At 74.9% G+C, this 18,678-nt stretch carries 18 protein-coding genes; 12 read left to right on the top strand and 6 right to left on the bottom strand.

What is annotated here, in order from left to right; translation table 11 throughout:
• Nucleotides 1-8: 8 nt before the first annotated feature.
• Genes AB0881_RS37345 through AB0881_RS37335 form a run of 3 tightly spaced genes read left to right on the top strand, consistent with a single transcriptional unit; the run spans nucleotide 9 to nucleotide 3,227 of the window.
• Complete coding sequence (locus tag AB0881_RS37345) at nucleotides 9-1,478, top strand: dihydroorotase family protein (RefSeq protein WP_366624965.1); 1,470 nt, start codon at nucleotides 9-11, stop codon at nucleotides 1,476-1,478.
• A gap of 29 nt (nucleotides 1,479-1,507) precedes the next feature.
• Nucleotides 1,508-2,335, top strand: a complete 828-nt coding sequence (locus AB0881_RS37340; protein WP_366624963.1) for an IclR family transcriptional regulator — start codon at nucleotides 1,508-1,510, stop codon at nucleotides 2,333-2,335.
• 4 nt (nucleotides 2,336-2,339) lie between these two features.
• Complete coding sequence (locus tag AB0881_RS37335; protein WP_366624962.1) at nucleotides 2,340-3,227, top strand: diacylglycerol kinase family protein; 888 nt, start codon at nucleotides 2,340-2,342, stop codon at nucleotides 3,225-3,227.
• 16 nt (nucleotides 3,228-3,243) lie between these two features.
• On the opposite strand, the gene AB0881_RS37330 is transcribed toward AB0881_RS37335, so the two are convergent.
• On the bottom strand, nucleotides 3,244-4,569 hold the full coding sequence (locus tag AB0881_RS37330) for a protein kinase (RefSeq protein WP_366624960.1): 1,326 nt from the start codon (nucleotides 4,567-4,569) through the stop codon (nucleotides 3,244-3,246).
• 133 nt (nucleotides 4,570-4,702) lie between these two features.
• The gene (locus tag AB0881_RS37325) at nucleotides 4,703-5,938 is read right to left on the bottom strand and encodes a DUF6801 domain-containing protein (protein WP_366624958.1); all 1,236 of its coding nucleotides are present in this window, start codon (nucleotides 5,936-5,938) and stop codon (nucleotides 4,703-4,705) included.
• A 304-nt stretch (nucleotides 5,939-6,242) separates the two neighbouring features.
• Here AB0881_RS37325 and AB0881_RS37320 point away from each other — a divergent pair, with 304 nt between their 5' ends.
• The 8 genes from AB0881_RS37320 (at nucleotide 6,243) to AB0881_RS37285 (ending at nucleotide 14,344) form a co-directional block, all read left to right on the top strand.
• The gene (locus tag AB0881_RS37320; protein WP_366624956.1) at nucleotides 6,243-7,223 is read left to right on the top strand and encodes an arabinan endo-1,5-alpha-L-arabinosidase; all 981 of its coding nucleotides are present in this window, start codon (nucleotides 6,243-6,245) and stop codon (nucleotides 7,221-7,223) included.
• Nucleotides 7,224-7,242: 19 nt separating this feature from the next.
• Entirely contained in the window at nucleotides 7,243-8,205 is a 963-nt protein-coding gene (locus tag AB0881_RS37315; RefSeq protein WP_366624954.1) for a right-handed parallel beta-helix repeat-containing protein, read from the top strand.
• A gap of 76 nt (nucleotides 8,206-8,281) precedes the next feature.
• Nucleotides 8,282-8,599, top strand: coding sequence for a hypothetical protein (locus AB0881_RS37310; RefSeq protein ID WP_366624952.1), 318 nt, complete (start codon nucleotides 8,282-8,284; stop codon nucleotides 8,597-8,599).
• A gap of 124 nt (nucleotides 8,600-8,723) precedes the next feature.
• Nucleotides 8,724-9,746 (top strand): hypothetical protein, encoded by a 1,023-nt coding sequence (locus tag AB0881_RS37305; protein ID WP_366624950.1) that lies wholly within the window; start codon nucleotides 8,724-8,726, stop codon nucleotides 9,744-9,746.
• Nucleotides 9,743-10,795 (top strand): phosphotransferase, encoded by a 1,053-nt coding sequence (locus AB0881_RS37300; protein WP_366624948.1) that lies wholly within the window; start codon nucleotides 9,743-9,745, stop codon nucleotides 10,793-10,795. Before AB0881_RS37305 ends, AB0881_RS37300 begins: the two co-directional genes overlap by 4 nt.
• 245 nt (nucleotides 10,796-11,040) lie before the next feature.
• Nucleotides 11,041-12,651, top strand: a complete 1,611-nt coding sequence (locus tag AB0881_RS37295) for an alkaline phosphatase D family protein (protein WP_366624946.1) — start codon at nucleotides 11,041-11,043, stop codon at nucleotides 12,649-12,651.
• A gap of 53 nt (nucleotides 12,652-12,704) precedes the next feature.
• Nucleotides 12,705-13,514 (top strand): acyl-CoA thioesterase domain-containing protein, encoded by an 810-nt coding sequence (locus AB0881_RS37290; RefSeq protein ID WP_366624944.1) that lies wholly within the window; start codon nucleotides 12,705-12,707, stop codon nucleotides 13,512-13,514.
• A 62-nt stretch (nucleotides 13,515-13,576) separates the two neighbouring features.
• Entirely contained in the window at nucleotides 13,577-14,344 is a 768-nt protein-coding gene (locus AB0881_RS37285; protein ID WP_366624942.1) for an enoyl-CoA hydratase, read from the top strand.
• Nucleotides 14,345-14,389: 45 nt separating this feature from the next.
• On the opposite strand, the gene AB0881_RS37280 is transcribed toward AB0881_RS37285, so the two are convergent.
• The 4 genes from AB0881_RS37280 to AB0881_RS37265 form a co-directional block, all read right to left on the bottom strand.
• Nucleotides 14,390-15,043: a maleylpyruvate isomerase N-terminal domain-containing protein gene (locus tag AB0881_RS37280; RefSeq protein ID WP_366624940.1), complete on the bottom strand. Its 654-nt coding sequence runs from the start codon at nucleotides 15,041-15,043 to the stop codon at nucleotides 14,390-14,392.
• 55 nt (nucleotides 15,044-15,098) lie between these two features.
• Nucleotides 15,099-15,848 (bottom strand): methyltransferase domain-containing protein, encoded by a 750-nt coding sequence (locus tag AB0881_RS37275; RefSeq protein WP_366624938.1) that lies wholly within the window; start codon nucleotides 15,846-15,848, stop codon nucleotides 15,099-15,101.
• A gap of 73 nt (nucleotides 15,849-15,921) precedes the next feature.
• Nucleotides 15,922-17,178, bottom strand: a complete 1,257-nt coding sequence (locus AB0881_RS37270) for a DUF6596 domain-containing protein (protein WP_366624936.1) — start codon at nucleotides 17,176-17,178, stop codon at nucleotides 15,922-15,924.
• 5 nt (nucleotides 17,179-17,183) lie between these two features.
• A complete protein-coding gene (locus AB0881_RS37265) occupies nucleotides 17,184-17,576 on the bottom strand; it encodes a YciI family protein (RefSeq protein WP_366624934.1) in 393 nt (130 codons plus the stop codon).
• A gap of 142 nt (nucleotides 17,577-17,718) precedes the next feature.
• Between AB0881_RS37265 and AB0881_RS37260 the strand changes: the two genes are divergently transcribed.
• Nucleotides 17,719-18,678, top strand: a 960-nt coding sequence (locus tag AB0881_RS37260; protein ID WP_366624932.1) for an APC family permease, incomplete at its 3' end; no start/stop codon positions are given.

Raw genomic sequence — 18,678 nt, 5'->3', positions numbered from 1 at the left:
GAGAACTCATGGCGACGACCGAACTGCTGATCAAGAACGTCCGGGTGGTGCGTCCCGGCGACGCCGACGGATCCGCCCCGGAGGCGCTCGACATCGCGGTGAACGACGGCACCATCACCCGCGTCGCGCCCGGGCTCCCGGACGACGACGCGGCCACCGTGGTCGACGGGCGCGGGCTGCTGGCGTTCCCCGGCGTGGTGGACGCCCACCAGCACTGGGGCATCTACAACGACCTGGCCACCGACACCGCCACCGAGAGCCGCGCCAGCGCGCAGGGCGGCGTGACCACGTCGCTGACCTACATGCGGACCGGCCAGTACTACCTGAACAAGGGCGGCCCGTACCGCGAGTTCTTCCCCGAGGTGCTGGCCGCCTCCGAGGGCCGCTCGTACGTGGACTACGCCTTCCACCTGGCCCCGATGTCGGCCGCGCACATCGAGGAGATCCCGTACCTGGTCGAGGAGCACGGCGTCACCTCGTTCAAGATCTTCATGTTCTACGGGACGCACGGGCTGCACGGCCGGTCCGCCTCGCAGAGCGAGTTCCTGATGATCCCCGAGGACGAGCGGTACGACCTGGCGCACTTCGAGTTCGTCATGCGCGGCCTGCAGCGGGCCCGGGAGGCGCTGCCGGAGTACGCCGACTCGCTGTCGCTGTCGCTGCACTGCGAGACCGCCGAGATCATGACGGCGTACACGAAGATGGTCGAGCGGGACGGCTCGCTGTCGGGGCTGCGCGCCTACAGCGCGTCCCGGCCGCCGCACTCGGAGGGCCTGGCGGTCACCATCGCCTCGTACCTGGCGCACGAGACCGGCCTGCCGAACATCAACCTGCTGCACCTGTCGTCGGAGAAGGCGCTGTCGGCCGCGATCACGATGAAGGCCGCGTTCCCGCACATCGACTTCCGCCGGGAGGTGACGATCGGGCACCTGCTCGCCGACGTCGACACCGCGCACGGCATCGGCGGCAAGGTCAACCCGCCGCTGCGCGAGCGCGAGGACGTCGAGGCGCTGTGGCGGCACGTGCTGGCCGGCGAGGTCGACTGGGTCGTCAGCGACCACGCCTGCTGCAAGGACGAGATGAAGTTCGGCGCCGACCGCGGCGACGTCTTCCTGGCCAAGTCCGGCTTCGGCGGCGCCGAGTACCTGCTGCCCGGCCTGGTCGGCGAGGGCACCAAGCGCGGCCTGTCCCTGCAGAAGATCGCGCAGCTGACCTCGTGGAACCCGGCGCAGCGGTACGGCCTGAAGCGGAAGGGCACGATCGCCGAGGGGTACGACGCCGACATCGCGCTGGTCGACCCGGACGTGAACTGGACGGTGCGGGCCGCCGACTCCGAGTCCACGCAGGAGTACACCCCGTTCGAGGGCTTCGCGATGACCGCCAAGGTGACCGACACGTTCGTGCGCGGCAACCGGGTGTACGCCGACGGCGCGATCACCGGTGCGCCCGCCGGCCGCTACCTCCGCCGCGGCCGCTGAGCCGGGCCGGGCGACCCTAGGATCGAGCCGTGACCAACCACACCGTGACCGCGCGCCGGGCCCCCGCCGCCGCGGCGGAGGGCGTCGGCACCGAGGCGGCGGCCCGCGTCGCCGACGTCCTGCTGCTGTTCACCGCCGGCCCGCGCTACCTCGGCGTCAGCGCGATCAGCCGCGAGCTCGGCATCTCCAAGGCGGTCGTGCACCGCATCCTGCGGTCGCTGGTGTCGCGGGAGATGCTGGCCACCGACGAGGGGGTGCCCGGCTACCGGCTCGGGCCGGCCGCGGTGGCGCTCGGCGCGAGCGCGCTGCGCCGCTTCGACGCGCGCGCCGCCGCCGCGCCGGTGCTGCGCCGGCTGCGGGACGAGACCGGGGAGACCACGACCCTGTCCGGCCTGGTCGGCGACGAGCGGGTCTACCTCGACCAGTTCGAGAGCCGGCACGAGATCAAGATGACCGTGGACGTCGGCGCCCGGTTCCCGCTGCACGCCGGGTCCTCGGGCAAGGTCGTGCTGGCGTTCCTGCCGGAGGACCGGCGGGAGGCCGTGCTCGCCCTGCCGCGCGCGGCGCTCACCGACCGGACCGTCACCGACGAGGCGGCGCTGCGCGCCGAGCTGGCCGTGATAGCGGCCGAGGGCGTCGCGGCCTCGGTCGGCGAGCGGCAGGCCGACGCGGGCTCGGTCGCCGCGCCGCTGTTCGGGCCGGACGGCGAGGTGCACGGCTCGTTCAGCGTGTGCGGCCCCGCGTACCGCTTCACCCCCGAGGCGGTGGAGCGGTACCGGGTGCTCGCCCGCGAGGCCGCCGAGGAGATCCGGCGGAGCTGGTCGTGGCTCCAGGACTCCGCGCCGCGGGCAGAATGACCGGGTGCTGATCCTCACGAACGCCAACGCGGGCACCCACGACACCGAGACCCTGGAGCGGATCGCCGCGCTGCTCCGCGAGGGCGGCCGGGACGTCGCGCTGCGCCCCACCGGCTCGCCCGAGGACCTCGACCGGGCGCTCGACGAGCATCCCGCCGGCGGGTCCGGCGACGTGGTGGTCGCCGCGGGCGGCGACGGCTCGATCCACGGGCTGGTGGCGCGGCTGCGGGCCCGCGGCGAGCTCGGCGAGCGCACCGTGGGGCTGCTGCCCATGGGCACCGGCAACGACCTGGCCCGCAACCTCGGCATCCCGCTGGACCCCGAGCGCGCCGCCCGGCTGCTGGCGGACGGTACGCCGCGCGAGCTGGACCTGCTCGTGGACGAGGACGGCGGTGTCGTCCTCAACGCCGTGCACGTCGGTATCGGCGCCGTCGCCGCCCGCCGGGCCGCGCGCTTCAAGCCCTATCTCAAGGCCGCGGCGTTCTCGCTCGGCGCGATCCTGTCGGGGATGCGCGAGACCGGCTGGAACCTGCGCGTGCAGGCCGACGGCGAGTCGGTCGCCGACGGCCGGTTCCTGATGGTCGCGCTCAGCAACGCCTCGGGCATCGCGGGCGGCACCGCCCAGCTGGCGGCCGACGGGCACCCCGGGGACGGCCGGGCGGAGCTGGTCGTCTCCGCCGCGACCGGCCCGTTCGCGCGGGTGGGCTTCGCGCTGCGGCTGCGCGAGGGCACGCACCGGCACCGCGAGGACGTCGTCCACACGACGGCGTGCAGCGTCACCATCAGCGGCGAGCCGTTCCTCGCCAACGCCGACGGCGAGGTCAGCGGGCCGTACACGCACCGCTGCTGGACGCTCGACGCGCGCGCCTGGCGGATCATCGCTCCGGGCTGACCGGCCGCCGCCGGGGTCAGCCGCGCCCGCCCGAGAGCACGGCGGTCATCCGCGCCGCGACCTCGCCGTCCAGGGCGCGCTCGCGGAGCCGGGTGTCGATCTTCTCCCGGATCCGCGCCAGCTCCTCGGCGATCCCGTCGGTGCGGCCCGCGGCCAGGTCGTTGCGCAGATTGGTGATCAGGTTGTTGAGGTCGACCGCCACATCGGAGCGGATCTCGCCGGCGGCGCGGGCGCCGTCGATGATCGGCTGGAGCCGGCCGAGCGTGGCGTAGGCGGCGGGCACCGACACCGGTTCGGCACGTCCGCCGCGCTCCGGGGTGGGGGAGGTCGAGACCGTGCCGCCGGGCGAGGTGGGGGCCGCCGGGACGGGCACCGCGCCGTGCGGGCCGTCCGTGGCGTCGCGGTTGAGCAGCGTCAGGACCGCCAGCAGCGCCGCCACGACGGCGGCGGTCACCGCGACGCGGAACACCAGCCGGCTGTCCTGGGGCGCGGCGGCGCCCGCGGGCGCGAGGCCGGCGGGCGGCCCGTACACGCGGGTCGGCGCCGCCTCCGCCGGCACGGCGGCCGGTGCCGCGGCGGGGACCGGCTCCGGCTCCGGCTCCGGCCCGGTCTCCGGCCCGGTCTCCGGTACGGGCGCGGGCTCGGGCTCGGGGGCGGTCCCGGCGGGTTCCGCGGCCTCCCGGGCGCGCCGGAGGATCTCCAGGGCGGCGCCCGCGCCGGGCCGCCGCGCGGGGTCGGGGGAGCGGCACCGGGAGGCGAGGTCGGCCACCTCCGCTGGCACGTCCCCGCCCTCGGGAAGGCAGCCGGCGAGCAGCGCGCCGAAGGCGCGCATGTCGGTGCCGGCCGCGTCCGGGCCGCCGTCCCCGGCCAGCCCCAGGTCGGCGATCCGGACCCCGTCCGGGGTGGGGAAGACCTTCTCCGGCCGCAGCCCGCCGTGCGCGACGCCGGCCGCGTGGGCGGCGGCCAGCGCCTCGGCGATCTGCGCGCAGCACTCCAGGGCCTCGGGAACGGTGAGCGGCTCGCGCGCGGCGCGGGCCGCCAGATCCTCCACGTCGAGGAACGCGGTCACCACGTACGAGGTGGGCCGGCCGTCGGCGTCGCGGGTGAGGTCGCAGTCGTACACGGTGGTGAAGGCCGGGTGGTCGACCCGCACGGCCCGCACCACGCGCTCCCGGAACCGCCGGTGCCGCTCCGCCGTGGTGGCGCGGCCGGCGGCCGGCAGCTTCACCGCCACCGGCCGCCCCAGCGCCTCGTCCCAGGCCCGCCACACCTGCTCGCCGGAACCGGCGTCCAGCCGCTCGGCGAGCCGGTAGCGCTCGGCGAGCCTGAGTCCTGGTCGCACTGCACTCACCTCTGTGCCCCTACCCAGGGGGTGGCGGGAGACTCGGCCGTCCGTACCGCAAACCGCCAAGGAGTACGCATCGCGGGGTAATGCGGTTCGATCCGGACGGCAAAGCCGGCGCCGCCGCCGCGGGTCAGGTCACCGGGTTCTCGACCAGGTACACCTTGGGCGAGGGCGCGGCGCACTCGGCCCGCACGACCTCGGACGAGCCGTCGAACGACAGGTCCGCGGCGGCCGCGCCGAGCGAGACCGCGACGGTCTCCGCGCCGGGCGCGGGCGCGAACGGGCCGGCCGTCAGCGTTCCCTCGGCGGGCAGCGGGATCACCAGCCGCCGGTCCCGCTCCAGCCGCGTCTCGGGGATCGCGATGCCGTCCCCGGCGACGTTCTGGGTGGCCGGGGTGCCGCCCTCGACGACCAGGTCCTGCCGCGTGACCGTCCCCCGGGCGGTGGTGTGACCCTGGTCGATCAGCCTGTTGACGGTGGCCGCCGGGAGCGTCAGCGCCCCGGACGCCCGGTCGAACGCGAACGAGCCGCCGCGCCGCACGACCAGCGGGATGTGCGCGCCGACCGCGATGCCGACGTCGAGCGGCTCGCCGCCGAGGTCGCAGCGGTACGGGGCGTTGATGATCCCGACCAGCTGGTTGGAGGCCGGCTCGGGGAAGTTCAGCGGAGCGCCCTGGATCCTGGCCGGCGGCTGCCCGGCCGGTCCGCCGATCGCGATCTTCAGCAGCGCGTTGCCCTGGGAGGCCTCGCAGTCGGCCTTGATCGGCAGCGTGAAGCCCGCCGACGACTTCAGGTCCACCTCGGCGACGGCGCCGTCGAACTTCAGCGTCGTCGCGCCGCCGCTCGCGGCCGTGAACGGCCCGACGTCGAACGTCCCCTCCAGCGGCAGCCCCACCTTCAGCGGTTTGCCCGCCTCGATCGGGATGCCGGGGATCTCCAGCGGCTCCTTCTCCGCGATGTTGATCGACTCGGGGGTGGAGGTGCTCGCCCCGATGCTCAGGTCCGTGATCCGCGCGTCCGCGCTGGTGAGCCCGAGCAGCGGTGCCAGCGAGGTCAGCCAGGACGGGAACGTGATGCTGCCCGATCCCTGCGTCAGCCAGAACTCCTGTCCCGGGCCGAGCTGGACGGGGGCGACGCCCTGCACGTCCACGTCCGTCGGGAGCCAGAAGACCGGCACGCCGGCGAGGCTGATCGTGCAGCCGATGGGGAGCTTGAAGCGGCCGGTGTCCACGCCGATCGCCGGCACGTCGGCCGGCGGGAGCGCGTGCGCCGCCGGGGTGGCCGGCACGGCAGCCGCCGCCGCGAGCAGCATGCCGATGATCATGGCCCCGGCCCGGCGGGCCGTGCGTCGATGTCGCCTGCGCATCTCGCGTCCTTTCGCAGTCCGCTCTGGTTCTGGTGGGCGGCCATCATCCGTTCCGGGAAACGGCCCGGAGAACGGAGCCGGAGACGGAAAACGCGGCGGGACTTAGCAGTCGAAAGCGGACGGGGGCGGGGCAGTATGAACCCGTCCGTCCGGTTTCGCATGCGTGACATCGCCGGGGCGCCCGATTTCGGTGGCCCGGCCACAACCGCCGCTGTCGGGCGTCCCAGAATCGGCGGAGCACCCTGGAACGCGCGTTCCGCGCCGTGGTGGACTGCGCCCCCCGGACGAGCGAAGGGGACGCCCCATGTTCACTCTGTTCCGCGGGGCCCTGGCGGCCGCCGCCGCGGTGGCGGCCGTGGCGGCGATGGGCGGCACCGCGCTGGCCGCCTACCCCGAGCCGGGGCTGGTGCGCGGCGACATCGGCGTGCACGACCCGACCATGATCCGCACGGCGGACGGCACGTACTACACCTACTCCACGCACAACGGGCTGGAGGCGCGCTCGTCCGCGAACCGGATCGACTTCGCCCGCGCCGGGGCGGCGCTGCCGGACGGGGCCGCGTGGGCGCGCGCCTACAGCGGGGACGCGCGCGAGCTGTGGGCGCCGGACGTGTCGTACCAGGGCGGCCGGTACCTCATGTACTACTCGGCGTCCTCGTTCGGCTCCAACAACTCGGCGATCGGCCTGGCCGTCAGCGACACGGGCCGCCCCGGCACGTGGCGGGACCGCGGCCGGGTGATCACGTCCTCCGCGCGGGACGACTTCAACGCCATCGACCCGCAGCTGTCGGTGGACGCCGAGGGCCGCTGGTGGCTGGCGTTCGGGTCGTGGTGGACCGGCATCAAGATGATCCGGATCGATCCCGCCACCGGCAACCGGCACGCCGATCGCACGGTCCGCCCGCTGGCCGCGCGCACCCGCACCGACCTGGGCATCGAGGCGCCGCACATCGTGCGGAACGGCGGGTACTACTACCTGTTCACGTCCTGGGACCTGTGCTGCCGCGGCACGGCCAGCACGTACCGGATCATGGTCGGCCGGTCCCGCTCGATCACCGGCCCGTACACCGACCGGAACGGCCGCGCGCTCACCGCCGGCGGCGGGACCGAGGTGCTGGCGGCGCACGGGAGCCGGGTGGTCGGGCCCGGCGGCCAGAGCGTGCTGCGCGACGGCGACCGCGACCTGCTCGTCTACCACTACTACGACCGCGCCGACGGCGGCCGCCACAAGCTCGGCGTCAACCACCTCGGCTTCGACGCGGCCGGCTGGCCGTACGTCTGGTGACAACGATGGGAGCCCCCCGATGAGAACCTCCGTGAAGCTCGCGAGCGGCGGCACCGCGCTCGTCCTGGCCGCCGCCGGCTGCGGCACGGCGACCGTCCGGGCCCGGCACGTGGCCGCGTACGAGAACAGCCCCGTCGGGTACGCGGCCATGGACGGCGGCACGACCGGCGGGGCGGGCGGCACCACGGTGAACGTGTCGTCCGCGGCGCAGTTCGCCCAGTACGCCAACGCGTCCGGCCGGTACGTGATCCGCGTGACCGGCACGCTGTCGCTGTCGGGCATGCAGCGGGTCGGGTCGGACAAGACCATCGTCGGGACCGGCACGTCCGGCCGGATCAGCGGCGGCGGCCTCACCCTGCGCGGCTCCCGCAACGTCATCATCCGGAACCTGACGTTCACCGGCTCCGGGGACGACGCCGTCAACATCGAGGAGTCGGCCCGCAACATCTGGATCGACCACAACGACCTCAGCGGGGCGAGGGACGGCCTGCTGGACGTCAAGCGCGGATCCGACCTCATCACCGTGTCCTGGAACCGCTTCCACCGCCAGGACAAGACCGCCCTGCTCGGCCACTCCGACGACAACGGCGCCCAGGACCGCGGGCGGCTGCGCGTCACGTACGTGCACAACTGGTTCGACGGGACCGGCCAGCGCCATCCGCGCGTGCGCTTCGCCAATCCCGTGCACGTGCTGAACAACTACTACAGCGGCATCGGGAGCTACGGCGTGGCCTCGACGGAGAACGCCGGCGTGTACGTCGAGCGCAACTACTTCGAGAACACCGCCCGGCCGACGGTCACCCAGACGGGCGACTCCGCGTCCGGGAACATCCGCCTGCTCAACAACCATCTCGTCAACTCCGGTGCGCCGGTGTCGCGCAATCCGGGGAGCGTCGCGACGATCCCGTACTCCTACACCCCCGACGGCGCGCCCACCGTGAAGTCGGTCGTCACCGCCGGCGCGGGCGTCGGCAGGATCTAGGGCGGGGCCCGCATCCCCGGATGTCCCGCCGAAAACGGGGATGCGATGTCCGCCTCCCTTCGCCCACCATGGACGGGTGGGCGAGACGCGGAAGGCCGGGGATCGCGCCCTGCTGCGGCTGGGCGCGCAGATGGCCGAGGTCGAGGCGCTGTACGCCCGCGTGCTGGAGACCCCCGACGCGCGGGCCGAGCGGCGCGCGCTGGCCGAGCTCGCGGGGGCGGGGGAGCGGCTGGCCGGCCTGGCCCGCGCCGTCGCGGGCGAGGTGCCGCCGCCGCGCCGCGCGCCGAAGCGGCGGCGCGTGCAGCGCACCCGGCTGGAGCGCCGGATCGCCGGGGCCGCCACCACCACCGAGTGGATCATCGCGCGGAGCGAGCGCCGGGTGTCGTCGGACTGAGCGCCGGACTGAGCGCCGTCCCAGGCCCCCGGCGGTTCCGGTCGCGGGGAGCATGGACGCGGGGACTGCGGACGCGGGGACTATGGACCGCGGCGGGCGCCGCGGGGCAAGGTGGACCAAGCGCTTGATCACCCACCCCCTCGCGCAGGAGACCGACCGCATGGTGAAGATCATCGAGCATGGCACCTGGGAGCTGACGCCCGCCGACGAGGCCCGGCACCCGGCCGGGCCCGAACTGCTCTGGAACGAGTCGTACTACTTCGACTTCGCCGCCCCCGACGGGTCGCTCGCCGGCTACGTCCGGCTCGGCCTGTACCCCAACTGGGACCGCGCCTGGTATTGGGCGTGCGTCGTCGGCCCGCACCGGCCGCTCGTCCTTGTCGCCGACAACCACGCGCCGATGCCGGAGCCCGGGAGCGCCGACGTGCGCACCGCCGCGTACACGGCCACGCAGAAGATCGCCGAGCCGTTCGGGCCCGCCCGCGTCACGCTGGACGCCGGCGCCGCCGCCGTGCTGCCCGACCCCGCGATGGCGTACGGCGACCTCGGCGGCGCCGAGACCACCCGGCTCGTGCTCGACCTCGAATGGAACACGGCCGGCGGTGTCTACCCGTACAAGGACCTGCCCCGGTACGAGATCCCCTGCACCGTGACCGGGACGGTCCAGGTGGGCGGCGAGACGTTCGCGATCGACGGGGCCGGCGGCGAGCGCGACCACAGCTGGGGCGAGCGCGACTGGTGGAAGACCTCCTGGCTGTGGTCGTCGGGACGGCTCGGCGACGGCACCGCGTTCCACTGCATGCAGGCCAACATCGGCTTCCCGATCCCGTGGCCGTCGTTCGCGGTCCCGCCCGGCGGCGAGCTGGAGCACCGGGACGGCTTCTCGGCGGAGACCGTGTTCGGCGCCGGCGACCTGCCGCGCGAGTCGCGGCTGCGGCTGGCGGGCGCGCCGATGACGGCGGAGCCGCTGGCGTTCGCGCCGGTCGCCGTCACCTCGCCCGGCGGCGCCGAGGCGCGCTTCCCGCGCGCCCTGTGCCGGTTCGAGACCGAGGACGGCCGGACCGGGTACGGCTGGACGGAGTGGCACCAGCCGCCCGGCTGGCGCGACCACGGCTGGTCCTACCTCGCGCCCGAGGCGGGCGCGTGACCGGCCCGGTCTCCGGCGCGGCCGGCCTGACCGCAGGGTGGCTGACCGCGGCGCTGGCGCCGCTGCTGGACGGCGGGAAGGTGACGGGCGTGCGGGCCGAGCCGGTCGGCACCGGCCAGGTCTCCGACAGCCTGCGGCTGCACCTGTCGTACGAGCGGCCCGGCCCGCCCGCCACGATGATCGCCAAGGTGCCGGCGGCGGACCCGGCGAGCCGCCAGGCGGCCCGCACGATCCGCACCTACGAGGTCGAGGCGAGGTTCTACGCCGAGATCGCGCCCCGGCTCGACGCGGGCGTCCCCGCCTGCCACTTCGCGGCGTACGACGGGGAGCGCGACGACTACGCCGTCCTGCTGGAGGACCTCGCGCCCGCCGTGCCCGGGGACCAGCTGGCGGGGGTCACGGCCGAGGACGCCGGCGCCGCCGTGGAGGAGATGGCCGCCTTCCACGCGGCGGGCTGGAACGATCCGGACCTGGCCGCGCTCGGCTGGCTCAACCGGCACGACGCCGACTCCGCCGCGTTCACCGCCGCGATGGTCACCGACCTGTACGCCGGCTTCCGGGAGCGGTACGCCGAGCGCCTCGACCCCGGCTCGCTCGCGCTGATCGAGGAGTTCCTGCCGGGCATGGGCGGCTACCTCGCCGAGCGCGCGGGCACGCCCACGCTCGTGCACGGCGACTTCCGGGCCGACAACCTGATGTTCGGCCGGGCCCGCCCGGCGGTGCTCGACTGGCAGACCTGCACGTACGGGCCGGGCCTCGCCGACCTGTCGTACTTCCTCGGCTCCAGCCTGCCGGTACCGGTGCGGCGCGAGCGGGAGGAGGAGATCGTCCGCCGCTACCACGCCGCGCTGACCGCGCGCGGGGTGGACCTGTCCTGGGACGGCTGCTGGCGGGAGTACCGCGCGCACGCGTTCCACGGGATCGTGATGGCCATCGGCGCCGCCATGCTCGTCGAGCGCACCGACCGCGGCGACGCCATGTTCTGCGCGATGACCGACCGGCACGCCCGCCACGCGCGCGACCTCGGCTCGCTGGAACTGCTGCCCTGACCCCGGCGGTGGACCGGCCGGCCGCCGCCCGCCGGTCCACCGCCGCCGCGGCCGGACGGCGACTTAACAACAGCGTTGTGTTGTTATCACGCCCATATCACCTCACTGTCCCGATTCTGCCCCGCATGCGGCCCTCAACGAGATCTTGACGCCCGTCACCGGCTCTTCTACGCTCCATCTCACATTCTCGGACGTGATCTTCACAACCTCATATGTGTTTTCCGGGATGGACGGAGAGGGAACGCATGTCCTCGCATGTCGATCGGGTCTCGCGGCGCCGTTTCATCGGAGCGGGCGGGGCGGGCGCGGCCGCGGTGATGCTCGGCACCGGCGCGCTCGGCTCGTCCGCCGCCCACGCGTACACGCTCCGCAGGTCGGGCCTGTTCACGCTCGGCGTCGCCTCGGGGGACCCGTCGCCGGACGGGTTCGTGATCTGGACGAGGCTGGCGCCCGAGCCGTTCGCCGCCGACGGCAAGGCCGGGATGCCCGGCCGGCGGATCCGGGTCGAGTACGAGGTCGCGGCCGACGAGCGGTTCCGCCGGATCGTCCGGCGCGGCTCCGCCGTGGCGGCGCCGGAGCTGGGCCACTCCGTCCACCCGGAGATCGCCGGGCTGGCGCCGGGCCGCGAGTACTTCTACCGGTTCCGCGCGGCCGGTGAGATCTCCCCGGCCGGCCGCACCCGGACGATGCCGGCGGCGTCCTCGCTGCCGCGCGACCTGACGTTCGCGGTCGCGTCCTGCCAGGCCTGGCAGGACGGCCACTTCACCGCCTACGACCACATGGCCGCCGAGGACCTCGACCTGATCGTGCACCTCGGCGACTACATCTACGAGTACGAGATCACCGCGAACAACCGGCGCGGCGTGCCCGTACCGCCGCAGTTCGGGACCGAGACCTTCGACCTGGCGCGCTACCGGCTCCAGTACTCGCTCTACAAGGCCGAGGCGCCGCTGCAGCGGGCGCACGCGCTCTTCCCGTTCGTCCACACGCTGGACGACCACGAGGTCGTCAACGACTGGGCCGACGACACCGTCATCATGGGCCGCCACCCGAACCCGGACCCGGCCGAGTTCGCGCGGCGCAAGGCGGCGGCGTTCCAGGCGTTCTACGAGAACCTGCCGCTGCGCCGCTCGCAACTGCCGTCCGGGCCCGACATCCGGCTGCACCGGCGGCTCTCCTACGGGCGGCTCGCCGACTTCACGATGCTCGACACCCGCGGCCACCGCGACATCCAGGCGTGCTCGTACGGGAACGGCACGGGCCGCACCCGCGACTGCGACGAGCGCCTCGACGCCGCCCGCACGGTCCTGGGCGACCAGCAGCGGCGCTGGCTCCTGGACGGCTTCCGCACCTCGCGCGCCCGCTGGCAGATCCTCGGCAACCAGATGCCGATGGGGGAGACCGACTGGGATCCGGGCCCCGGCAAGGACGTCTGGGTGGACCCTTGGGACGGCTACGCGGGCGAGCGCAACCGCGTGCTGGCCGCCGCGCACGAGCACGGGGTGCGCAACCTCGTCGTGTTCAGCGGCGACCGGCACCAGAACTATGCCGTCGACCTCAAGCGCGACTACGACGACGCGGACTCGCCGACCGTGGGATCGGAGTTCGTCGGGACGTCCCTCACCAGCGGCGGCGACGGCGCCGACATCGACGATCTCGGCCGCACGTTCCTGTCCGCCAACCCGCACATGAGGTTCTTCAACGCCCAGCGCGGCTACCTGAGCGTCAACGTCGACCGGCGGCGCCTGCGCACCGACTTCCGGGTGCTGCCGTACGTGACGCGGCCGGGCGCCCCGGTCTCGACCCGGGCGAGCTTCGTGGCGGAGGACCGCCGGCCGGGCGTCCAGAAGGCGTAGCGGCAGGGTACGGCCGTGCCGGCGGGTGATCGCGCGTCGGATACCTTCTCGTTGTGCGAACAACGATGACGGGGGCCGCGGAGGAGACGCCGCCGAGCGTGCTCGACCTGCTGGCGCTGGAGGAACTGGACCGGGACCTGTACCGGACGACCGCGGCGGTCGACGAGCCGTACCCGCTGTACGGCGGGCAGGTCGCCGCGCAGGCGCTGCGCGCCGCCGGGGGCACCGTGCCGGAGGGGCGGCTGCCGCACTCGCTGCACGGCTACTACCTGCGCGGCGGCGACGCCGCCCGGCCGACGATCTTCCGCGTGGACCGGGACCGGGACGGCCGGTCCTTCTCCGCGCGGCGGGTCGTGGCCCTGCAGGGCGGCGAGGTCATCTTCAACATGTCGGCCTCGTTCCACGTGCCCGAGGACGACGACGACCGGCAGGTCCACCCGATGCCGGCCGCCCCGCCGCCCGAGGAGTCCGCCGGGGACGCGCTGCCGCGGCTGTTCTCGATGGAGGGGCGGCTGCCGCCGCAGCCGTACGAGGCCGACTGGCCCACCCGGATGTGGGCGCGCTCCGCGCTGCCGCTGCCCGCCGACCCGCTCGTGCACGCCTGCGTGCTGACCTACCTGTCCGACATCTCCAGCGGGCTGGCGGCCCTGCACGACGGCACCGGCCGGTCGGGATCGAGCCTGGACCACGCCGTGTGGTTCCACCGCCCGGTGCGGATGGACGACTGGGTGCTGATGGACCTGGTCCCGCACACCGTCGCCGCCGGGCGCGGCTGGTACACCGGGTCGATCCACGCCCACGACGGGACGCTGGCCGCCAGCCTCACCCAGGAGGCCCTCTTCCGTACGCCGCGCATCACATGAGCGCCCGTACCGCCCCGCGACCGCGGTGATTAGAGTGCACTCACGCCCGACCTTGGAGTGAGATGTCACACGATGTACTGATCGGCGAGGACGCGGGGCAGGTCCGGATCCTGACGCTCAACCGGCCCGGGGCGCGCAACGCCCTCAGCGGCGAGCTGAACGCGGCGCTGCTGGAGGCGCTGGACGCGGCCGACGCCGACGACTCCGTGCGGGCGCTGGTGCTGACCGGCGCGGACCCCGCGTTCTGCGCCGGCCTGGACCTCAAGCAGGCCGCGGCCGAGGGCGCCGCGTTCTTCCGGCGGTTCGAGACCGGCAACTGCATCAACCGCGTCGCCGAGGTGCGCAAGCCCGTCGTCGGCGCGGTCAACGGCGCCGCGTTCACCGGCGGGCTGGAGATCGCGCTCGGCTGCGACTTCCTGGTCGCCTCCGAGCGCGCGGTGTTCGCCGACACCCACGTCCGGGTCGGCGTGCTGCCCGGCGGCGGGCTCACCGCCCGGCTGCCCCGCGTCGTCGGGCAGGCCGCCGCCCGCCGGATGTCGATGACCGGCGAGGTCGTCGACGCCGCCCGCGCCGAGCGGCTCGGCCTGGTCACCGAGGTCGTCCCGCACGGCGCGCTGCTCGACCGCGCGCTGGAGCTGGCCACCGCCGCCGCCGAGGTCCCCCCGGCGCCGATGGCGGCGCTCAAGCACATGTACGGCGAGGTCTCCGGCCTCGGCCCCGCGCTCGCCGCCGAGATCGACCTCGCCCGGCGGCACCGGACCGACCTCGCCGGGCTGGAGGAGCGCCGCGTCCAGGTGCTCCGGCGCAACCGGGACCAGATCCCCGGCTGACGGGACGGAGCGGGGCGCCGGCCGAGACGGGCCGCCGAGGACGGGTCAGCCGAGGACGAGCGGGAGCGCCGCGGCCAGCCCGCCCAGTTCGGCCGCCTGCGCCTCGGCCGGGCTCCGGCGCCCGGTGCCGATCAGCAGCGCGTCCGCGTCGGAGAACGACGCGGGGAACCGCGCCCCGGCGATCTCCTCCAGCATCGCGCGGGAGCGGGCCAGCCCCTCGGCGGGCGGCCCCGGCCCGTCCGGGAGATGGGCGATCAGGTCGAGGTGGTGCAGCGTCCATTCCAGGACGTACGCGGACAGGTAGTCGCCCGCGGTCAGCACCTCGCCGCGCGTGCCGACCCGGCCGGCGGGGTCGGCGAGCCCGGCGGCGCGGCCGGCGGCGGAGCCGACGTCGTCCAGGTGGAACTTCAGCAGCCGCGGCTCCCCGTACGCGGCGGCCAGCCGGACGGTCAGCGCGTCGAGCGGGTCGCTGCCGTCCGGCGGCTCGACGACGTCCCAGTAGGTCACCGCGTCGCGGGTCGGTTCCGCCGCGGCGGGCGTCGCGAGGGTGATCAGGACGTCCTGGGCGTCGATGATCAGGTGGCAGGCCAGGTCGCGCACGAGCCAGCCGGCGCAGCCCGACGGCCGTGCGAAGTCCTCGTCCGGGAGTCCGGCGACCGCCTCGCGCAGCGCCGCCCAGGAACGCGAGAAGAGATCCACCGCGGCACGCTAACAGCGCCGGGCCCGCCGCGGCGAACGATTTCCCCGACGGGCCTCAGGGGGCGGTCGCCGCCACCATGAAGATCGGCACGGCCGCGAACAGCCGGTCGGCGCCGGCGCGCTCGCGCTGGTCGGCGATCCACGCGTCCGCCTGCGCACCCGTGATCGCGCCGTGCTCGCGGCAGACCTCGGCCAGCCGGACGAGCACCGGCAGGAACGAGCCGCCGGTGAACACCCCCGTGTGCGCCTCCGCCGTCACCTCGCGGAAGCCGGCGTCCAGCAGCAGGTTGCGGTACCGGCGGGCGGCCAGCGGCGACGCCACCCGCTCGGCGCGCCGCCGCACGATGGTCCGGGTGAGCTCGGGGTCGGTGGCGTCGATCACGAACGTGTCCCAGTCCTGCCCGCACAGGACGATGCGCCCGCCGGGGGCGAGGACGCGCCGCGCCTCGGTGAGCGCCCGTCCCGGATCGGCCAGCGTGTGGAGGACCTTGTCGGCCCGGTAGGCCGCTGCCTCGCCGTCCCCGAACGGCAGGGCGTTCGCGTCGCCGAGGCGGAACTCGCCGTCCGGCCAGCGCTTCCGCGCCAGCGCCACCATCTGTTCGCTGAGGTCGATCCCCACCGCGCGTGCGCCCCGTTCCGCCAGTTCGGCGACGGCCCGGCCGGCACCGCATCCGACGTCGACCGCGAGCGCGCCCGGCGCGGTGCGCAGCAGCTCGTACGAGCGGTCGCGCAGCGCCGCCGCGCCGGGACTGTCGTCGACGGCGTCGAGCTGCGGGATGAGGGCCTCGATCGATTCGTTCGGCATGCGTGCCATCCTGCGACTTGATGTCGACCTGAAGTCAAGCCGGGACCGCGGGCGTCCTCGCGCTCGCCGCCGGTCAGCCCTTCCAGGTGAGGCGTTCCTGGAGGAGCGCCTGCTGGGCCGGGTTGGCGGTCAGTTCCAGGGCCCGCCGGTCGGCCGTGCGCGCGGCGGCGGGGCGGTCGAGGGCGCGGAGCAGTTCGGCGCGAGTGGCGTGGTAGAGCGGGTAGCGGTCCAGGGTGCGCAGGTCGGCGGGGGAGAGGCCGTCCAGGACGGCGAGGGCGGCGTCCGCGCCCCCGCGGGGCGGCGGGGCGTGGTGGACGGCGATCGCGCGATGCAGCCGGTGGACGGGCGAGGGCGCCAGGGCCAGCAGCATGTCGTAGAGCACGACGATCTGCTCCCAGTCGGTGTCGTCCCAGGTGGGCGCCTCGGCATGGCAGGCGACGATGGCGGCCTGCAACTGGTACGGGCCCGGCCGGCGGAGGGCGGCGGCGCGTTCCAGCAGCCTGATCGCCTCGGCGATGGCGGCGCGGTCCCACCGGCTACGGTCCTGGTCGCGCAGCAGGACCAGGTCGCCGGCGGCGGTGAAGCGGGCCGCGGCGCGGGCCTGGTGGAGGCGGATCAGCGCGAGCAGGCCGAGGACCTCCGGCCGGCGGGGGACGAGCCAGGCCAGCCGGGCGGCCAGCCATTCGGCGTCGCCGGCCAGGTGCGCCGCGTGCGGGCGGCCGCCGCCGCTGGCCAGGTAGCCCTCGTTGAACAGGAGGTAGACGACGGCCAGGACCTGGTCGAGGCGGTCGGGCAACTCGTCGTCGCCGGGGACGCGGTACGGGATGCCGGCCTGGGAGATCTTGCGCTTGGCGCGGGTGATGCGCTGCACGACGGTGGCCTCGGGGACGAGGAACGCGGCGGCGATCTGCGCGGTGGTCAGCCCGCACACGGTCCGCAGCGTCAGGGCCAGCTGCGCCGGCCGCGGGAGTGCGGGATGGCAGCAGGTGAAGATCAGCTTCAGCTGGTCGTCGGGGTCCGGCTGCGGCGGCCACGTCAGCTCGGCGAGCTTGTCGCGGTACCGCGCCTGGCGGCGCAGCAGGTCCAGGCCGCGGCGGCGGGCGACGGTCAGCAGCCACGCGTCGGGATGCTCGGGGACGCCCTCGGCCGGCCACCGCTTCAGGGCGGTCTCCACCGCGTCGGCCATGACGTCCTCGGCGGCGGCGAAGTCGCCCAGGACCCGTACCAGGCAGGCGGTGAGGCGGCCCGCGTGCTCGCGCAGCACGCGGGCCAGCTCGCCGTGCGCGCGTTCGCGCCGCTCGGCCTCGGCGCCGGTGTTCTCGCCGGTCACGGCCGTCAGGTGATCGGGCGGATCTCGACGACGGGGCAGGCCGGCCAGGTCCGGGCGATGGCCAGCGCCTGGTCCAGGTCGGCGACCTCGATCTCGGCGTAGCCGGAGACGACCTCCTTGCCCTCGACGAACGGCCCGTCCGTCACCACCGCGTCCGCGGACCCGTCCAGCCGCACGGTGGTGGCGGCCTCGGCCGGCCCCAGGTGGGCGTGGTGGGTGATGTGGGCGGCGTGGTCGGCGAACCACCGGCCGACCCGCTCGAACGCCTCCTGCCGGTCGGGCTCGCTCATGGCCGCCAGCTCCTTGGCGAACTCCTCGGTCTCCACGAACATCAGCACGTACTTCACGTTCTCCTCCTTCCCGCCCTCGCGGGCGGTGATCGGCGAGGTCGGTCTCACCCCCTAGACGAACGGGCGGCGGCCTGATCCGACACATGCCGCCACGAGTTCCCGATTATTCATTCCGGGCCCTGGCAGGCCGATCAGATATCGTGAACCGATATCGGGACCGAGAAGCGCACCAGCCGCCGAGGAGCGCACCATGAGCCAGCCGCCGACCGGCACCGGACCAGCGGAGGGGCTGCGGCGGCGCCTGGGGGTGCCGGACGCGGTGGTCATCGGCCTGGGGTCGATGATCGGTGCGGGGATCTTCGCGGCGCCGGCCCCGGCGGCGCGCGCGGCCGGATCGGGCCTGCTGCTGGGACTCGCGCTGGCCGGAGTGGTGGCGTACTGCAACGCCACGTCCTCGGCGCGGCTGGCGGCACGCTACCCCGCCTCGGGCGGCACCTACGTGTACGGCCGTGAACGGCTCGGTGACTTCTGGGGCCACCTCGCCGGATGGGCGTTCGTGGCCGGCAAGACCGCCTCGTGCGCGGCGATGGCGCTGACGGCCGGCCTGTACGTGTGGCCGGAGCGGGCGCACGCCGTCGCGGTGGCCGCCGTGGTGGCGCTGACGGCGGTCGACTACTTCGGCGTCCGCAAGTCCGCGCTGGTCACCCGCGTCATCGTGGCGGCCGTCCTGGCGGTGCTCGCGGCCGTCGTCGTCACCGCGTTCGCCTCCGGCGAGGCGGTGGCGGCGCGGCTGGAGCCCGGCGGGGACGTGACGGCCGGCGGTGTGCTCCAGGCGGCGGGGCTGCTGTTCTTCGCCTTCGCCGGGTACGCGCGGATCGCGACGCTCGGCGAGGAGGTCCGCGACCCCGCCCAGACCATCCCGCGCGCGATCCCGCTGGCGCTGGGCATCACCCTGGTCGTGTACGCGGCGGTCGCGGTCGCGGCGCTCGCCGTCCTCGGCGCAGGGACGCTGGCCGGCGCCGCCGCCCCGCTGGCCGAGGTCGTCCGCGCGGCCGGGGCGCCCGGCCTGGCGCCGCTGGTCCGCGCCGCCGCCGCGGCCGCCGCGCTGGGGTCGCTGCTGGCGCTGCTCCTCGGGGTCTCGCGGACCACCCAGGCCAAGGCCCGCGACCGCCACCAGCCGCGCGCCCTGGCGGCCGGCCACCCGCGGTCC

The organism is Spirillospora sp. NPDC029432 (genome assembly GCF_040703975.1).
Lineage (GTDB): Bacteria > Actinomycetota > Actinomycetes > Streptosporangiales > Streptosporangiaceae > Spirillospora.
Note: the sequence above shows the minus strand (reverse complement) of the source record. Positions and strands in the feature narration are given on the sequence as shown.

What these genes read in the sequence shown, in the direction of transcription:
- AB0881_RS37345 (WP_366624965.1), top strand. Translation starts at nt 9, where the DNA reads ATGGCGACGACCGAACTGCTGATCAAGAACGTCCGGGTGGTGCGTCCC.
- AB0881_RS37325 (WP_366624958.1), bottom strand. Translation starts at nt 5,938, where the DNA reads ATGCGCAGGCGACATCGACGCACGGCCCGCCGGGCCGGGGCCATGATC.
- AB0881_RS37320 (WP_366624956.1), top strand. Translation starts at nt 6,243, where the DNA reads ATGTTCACTCTGTTCCGCGGGGCCCTGGCGGCCGCCGCCGCGGTGGCG.
- AB0881_RS37315 (WP_366624954.1), top strand. Translation starts at nt 7,243, where the DNA reads ATGAGAACCTCCGTGAAGCTCGCGAGCGGCGGCACCGCGCTCGTCCTG.
- AB0881_RS37295 (WP_366624946.1), top strand. Translation starts at nt 11,041, where the DNA reads ATGTCCTCGCATGTCGATCGGGTCTCGCGGCGCCGTTTCATCGGAGCG.
- AB0881_RS37285 (WP_366624942.1), top strand. Translation starts at nt 13,577, where the DNA reads ATGTCACACGATGTACTGATCGGCGAGGACGCGGGGCAGGTCCGGATC.
- AB0881_RS37275 (WP_366624938.1), bottom strand. Translation starts at nt 15,848, where the DNA reads ATGCCGAACGAATCGATCGAGGCCCTCATCCCGCAGCTCGACGCCGTC.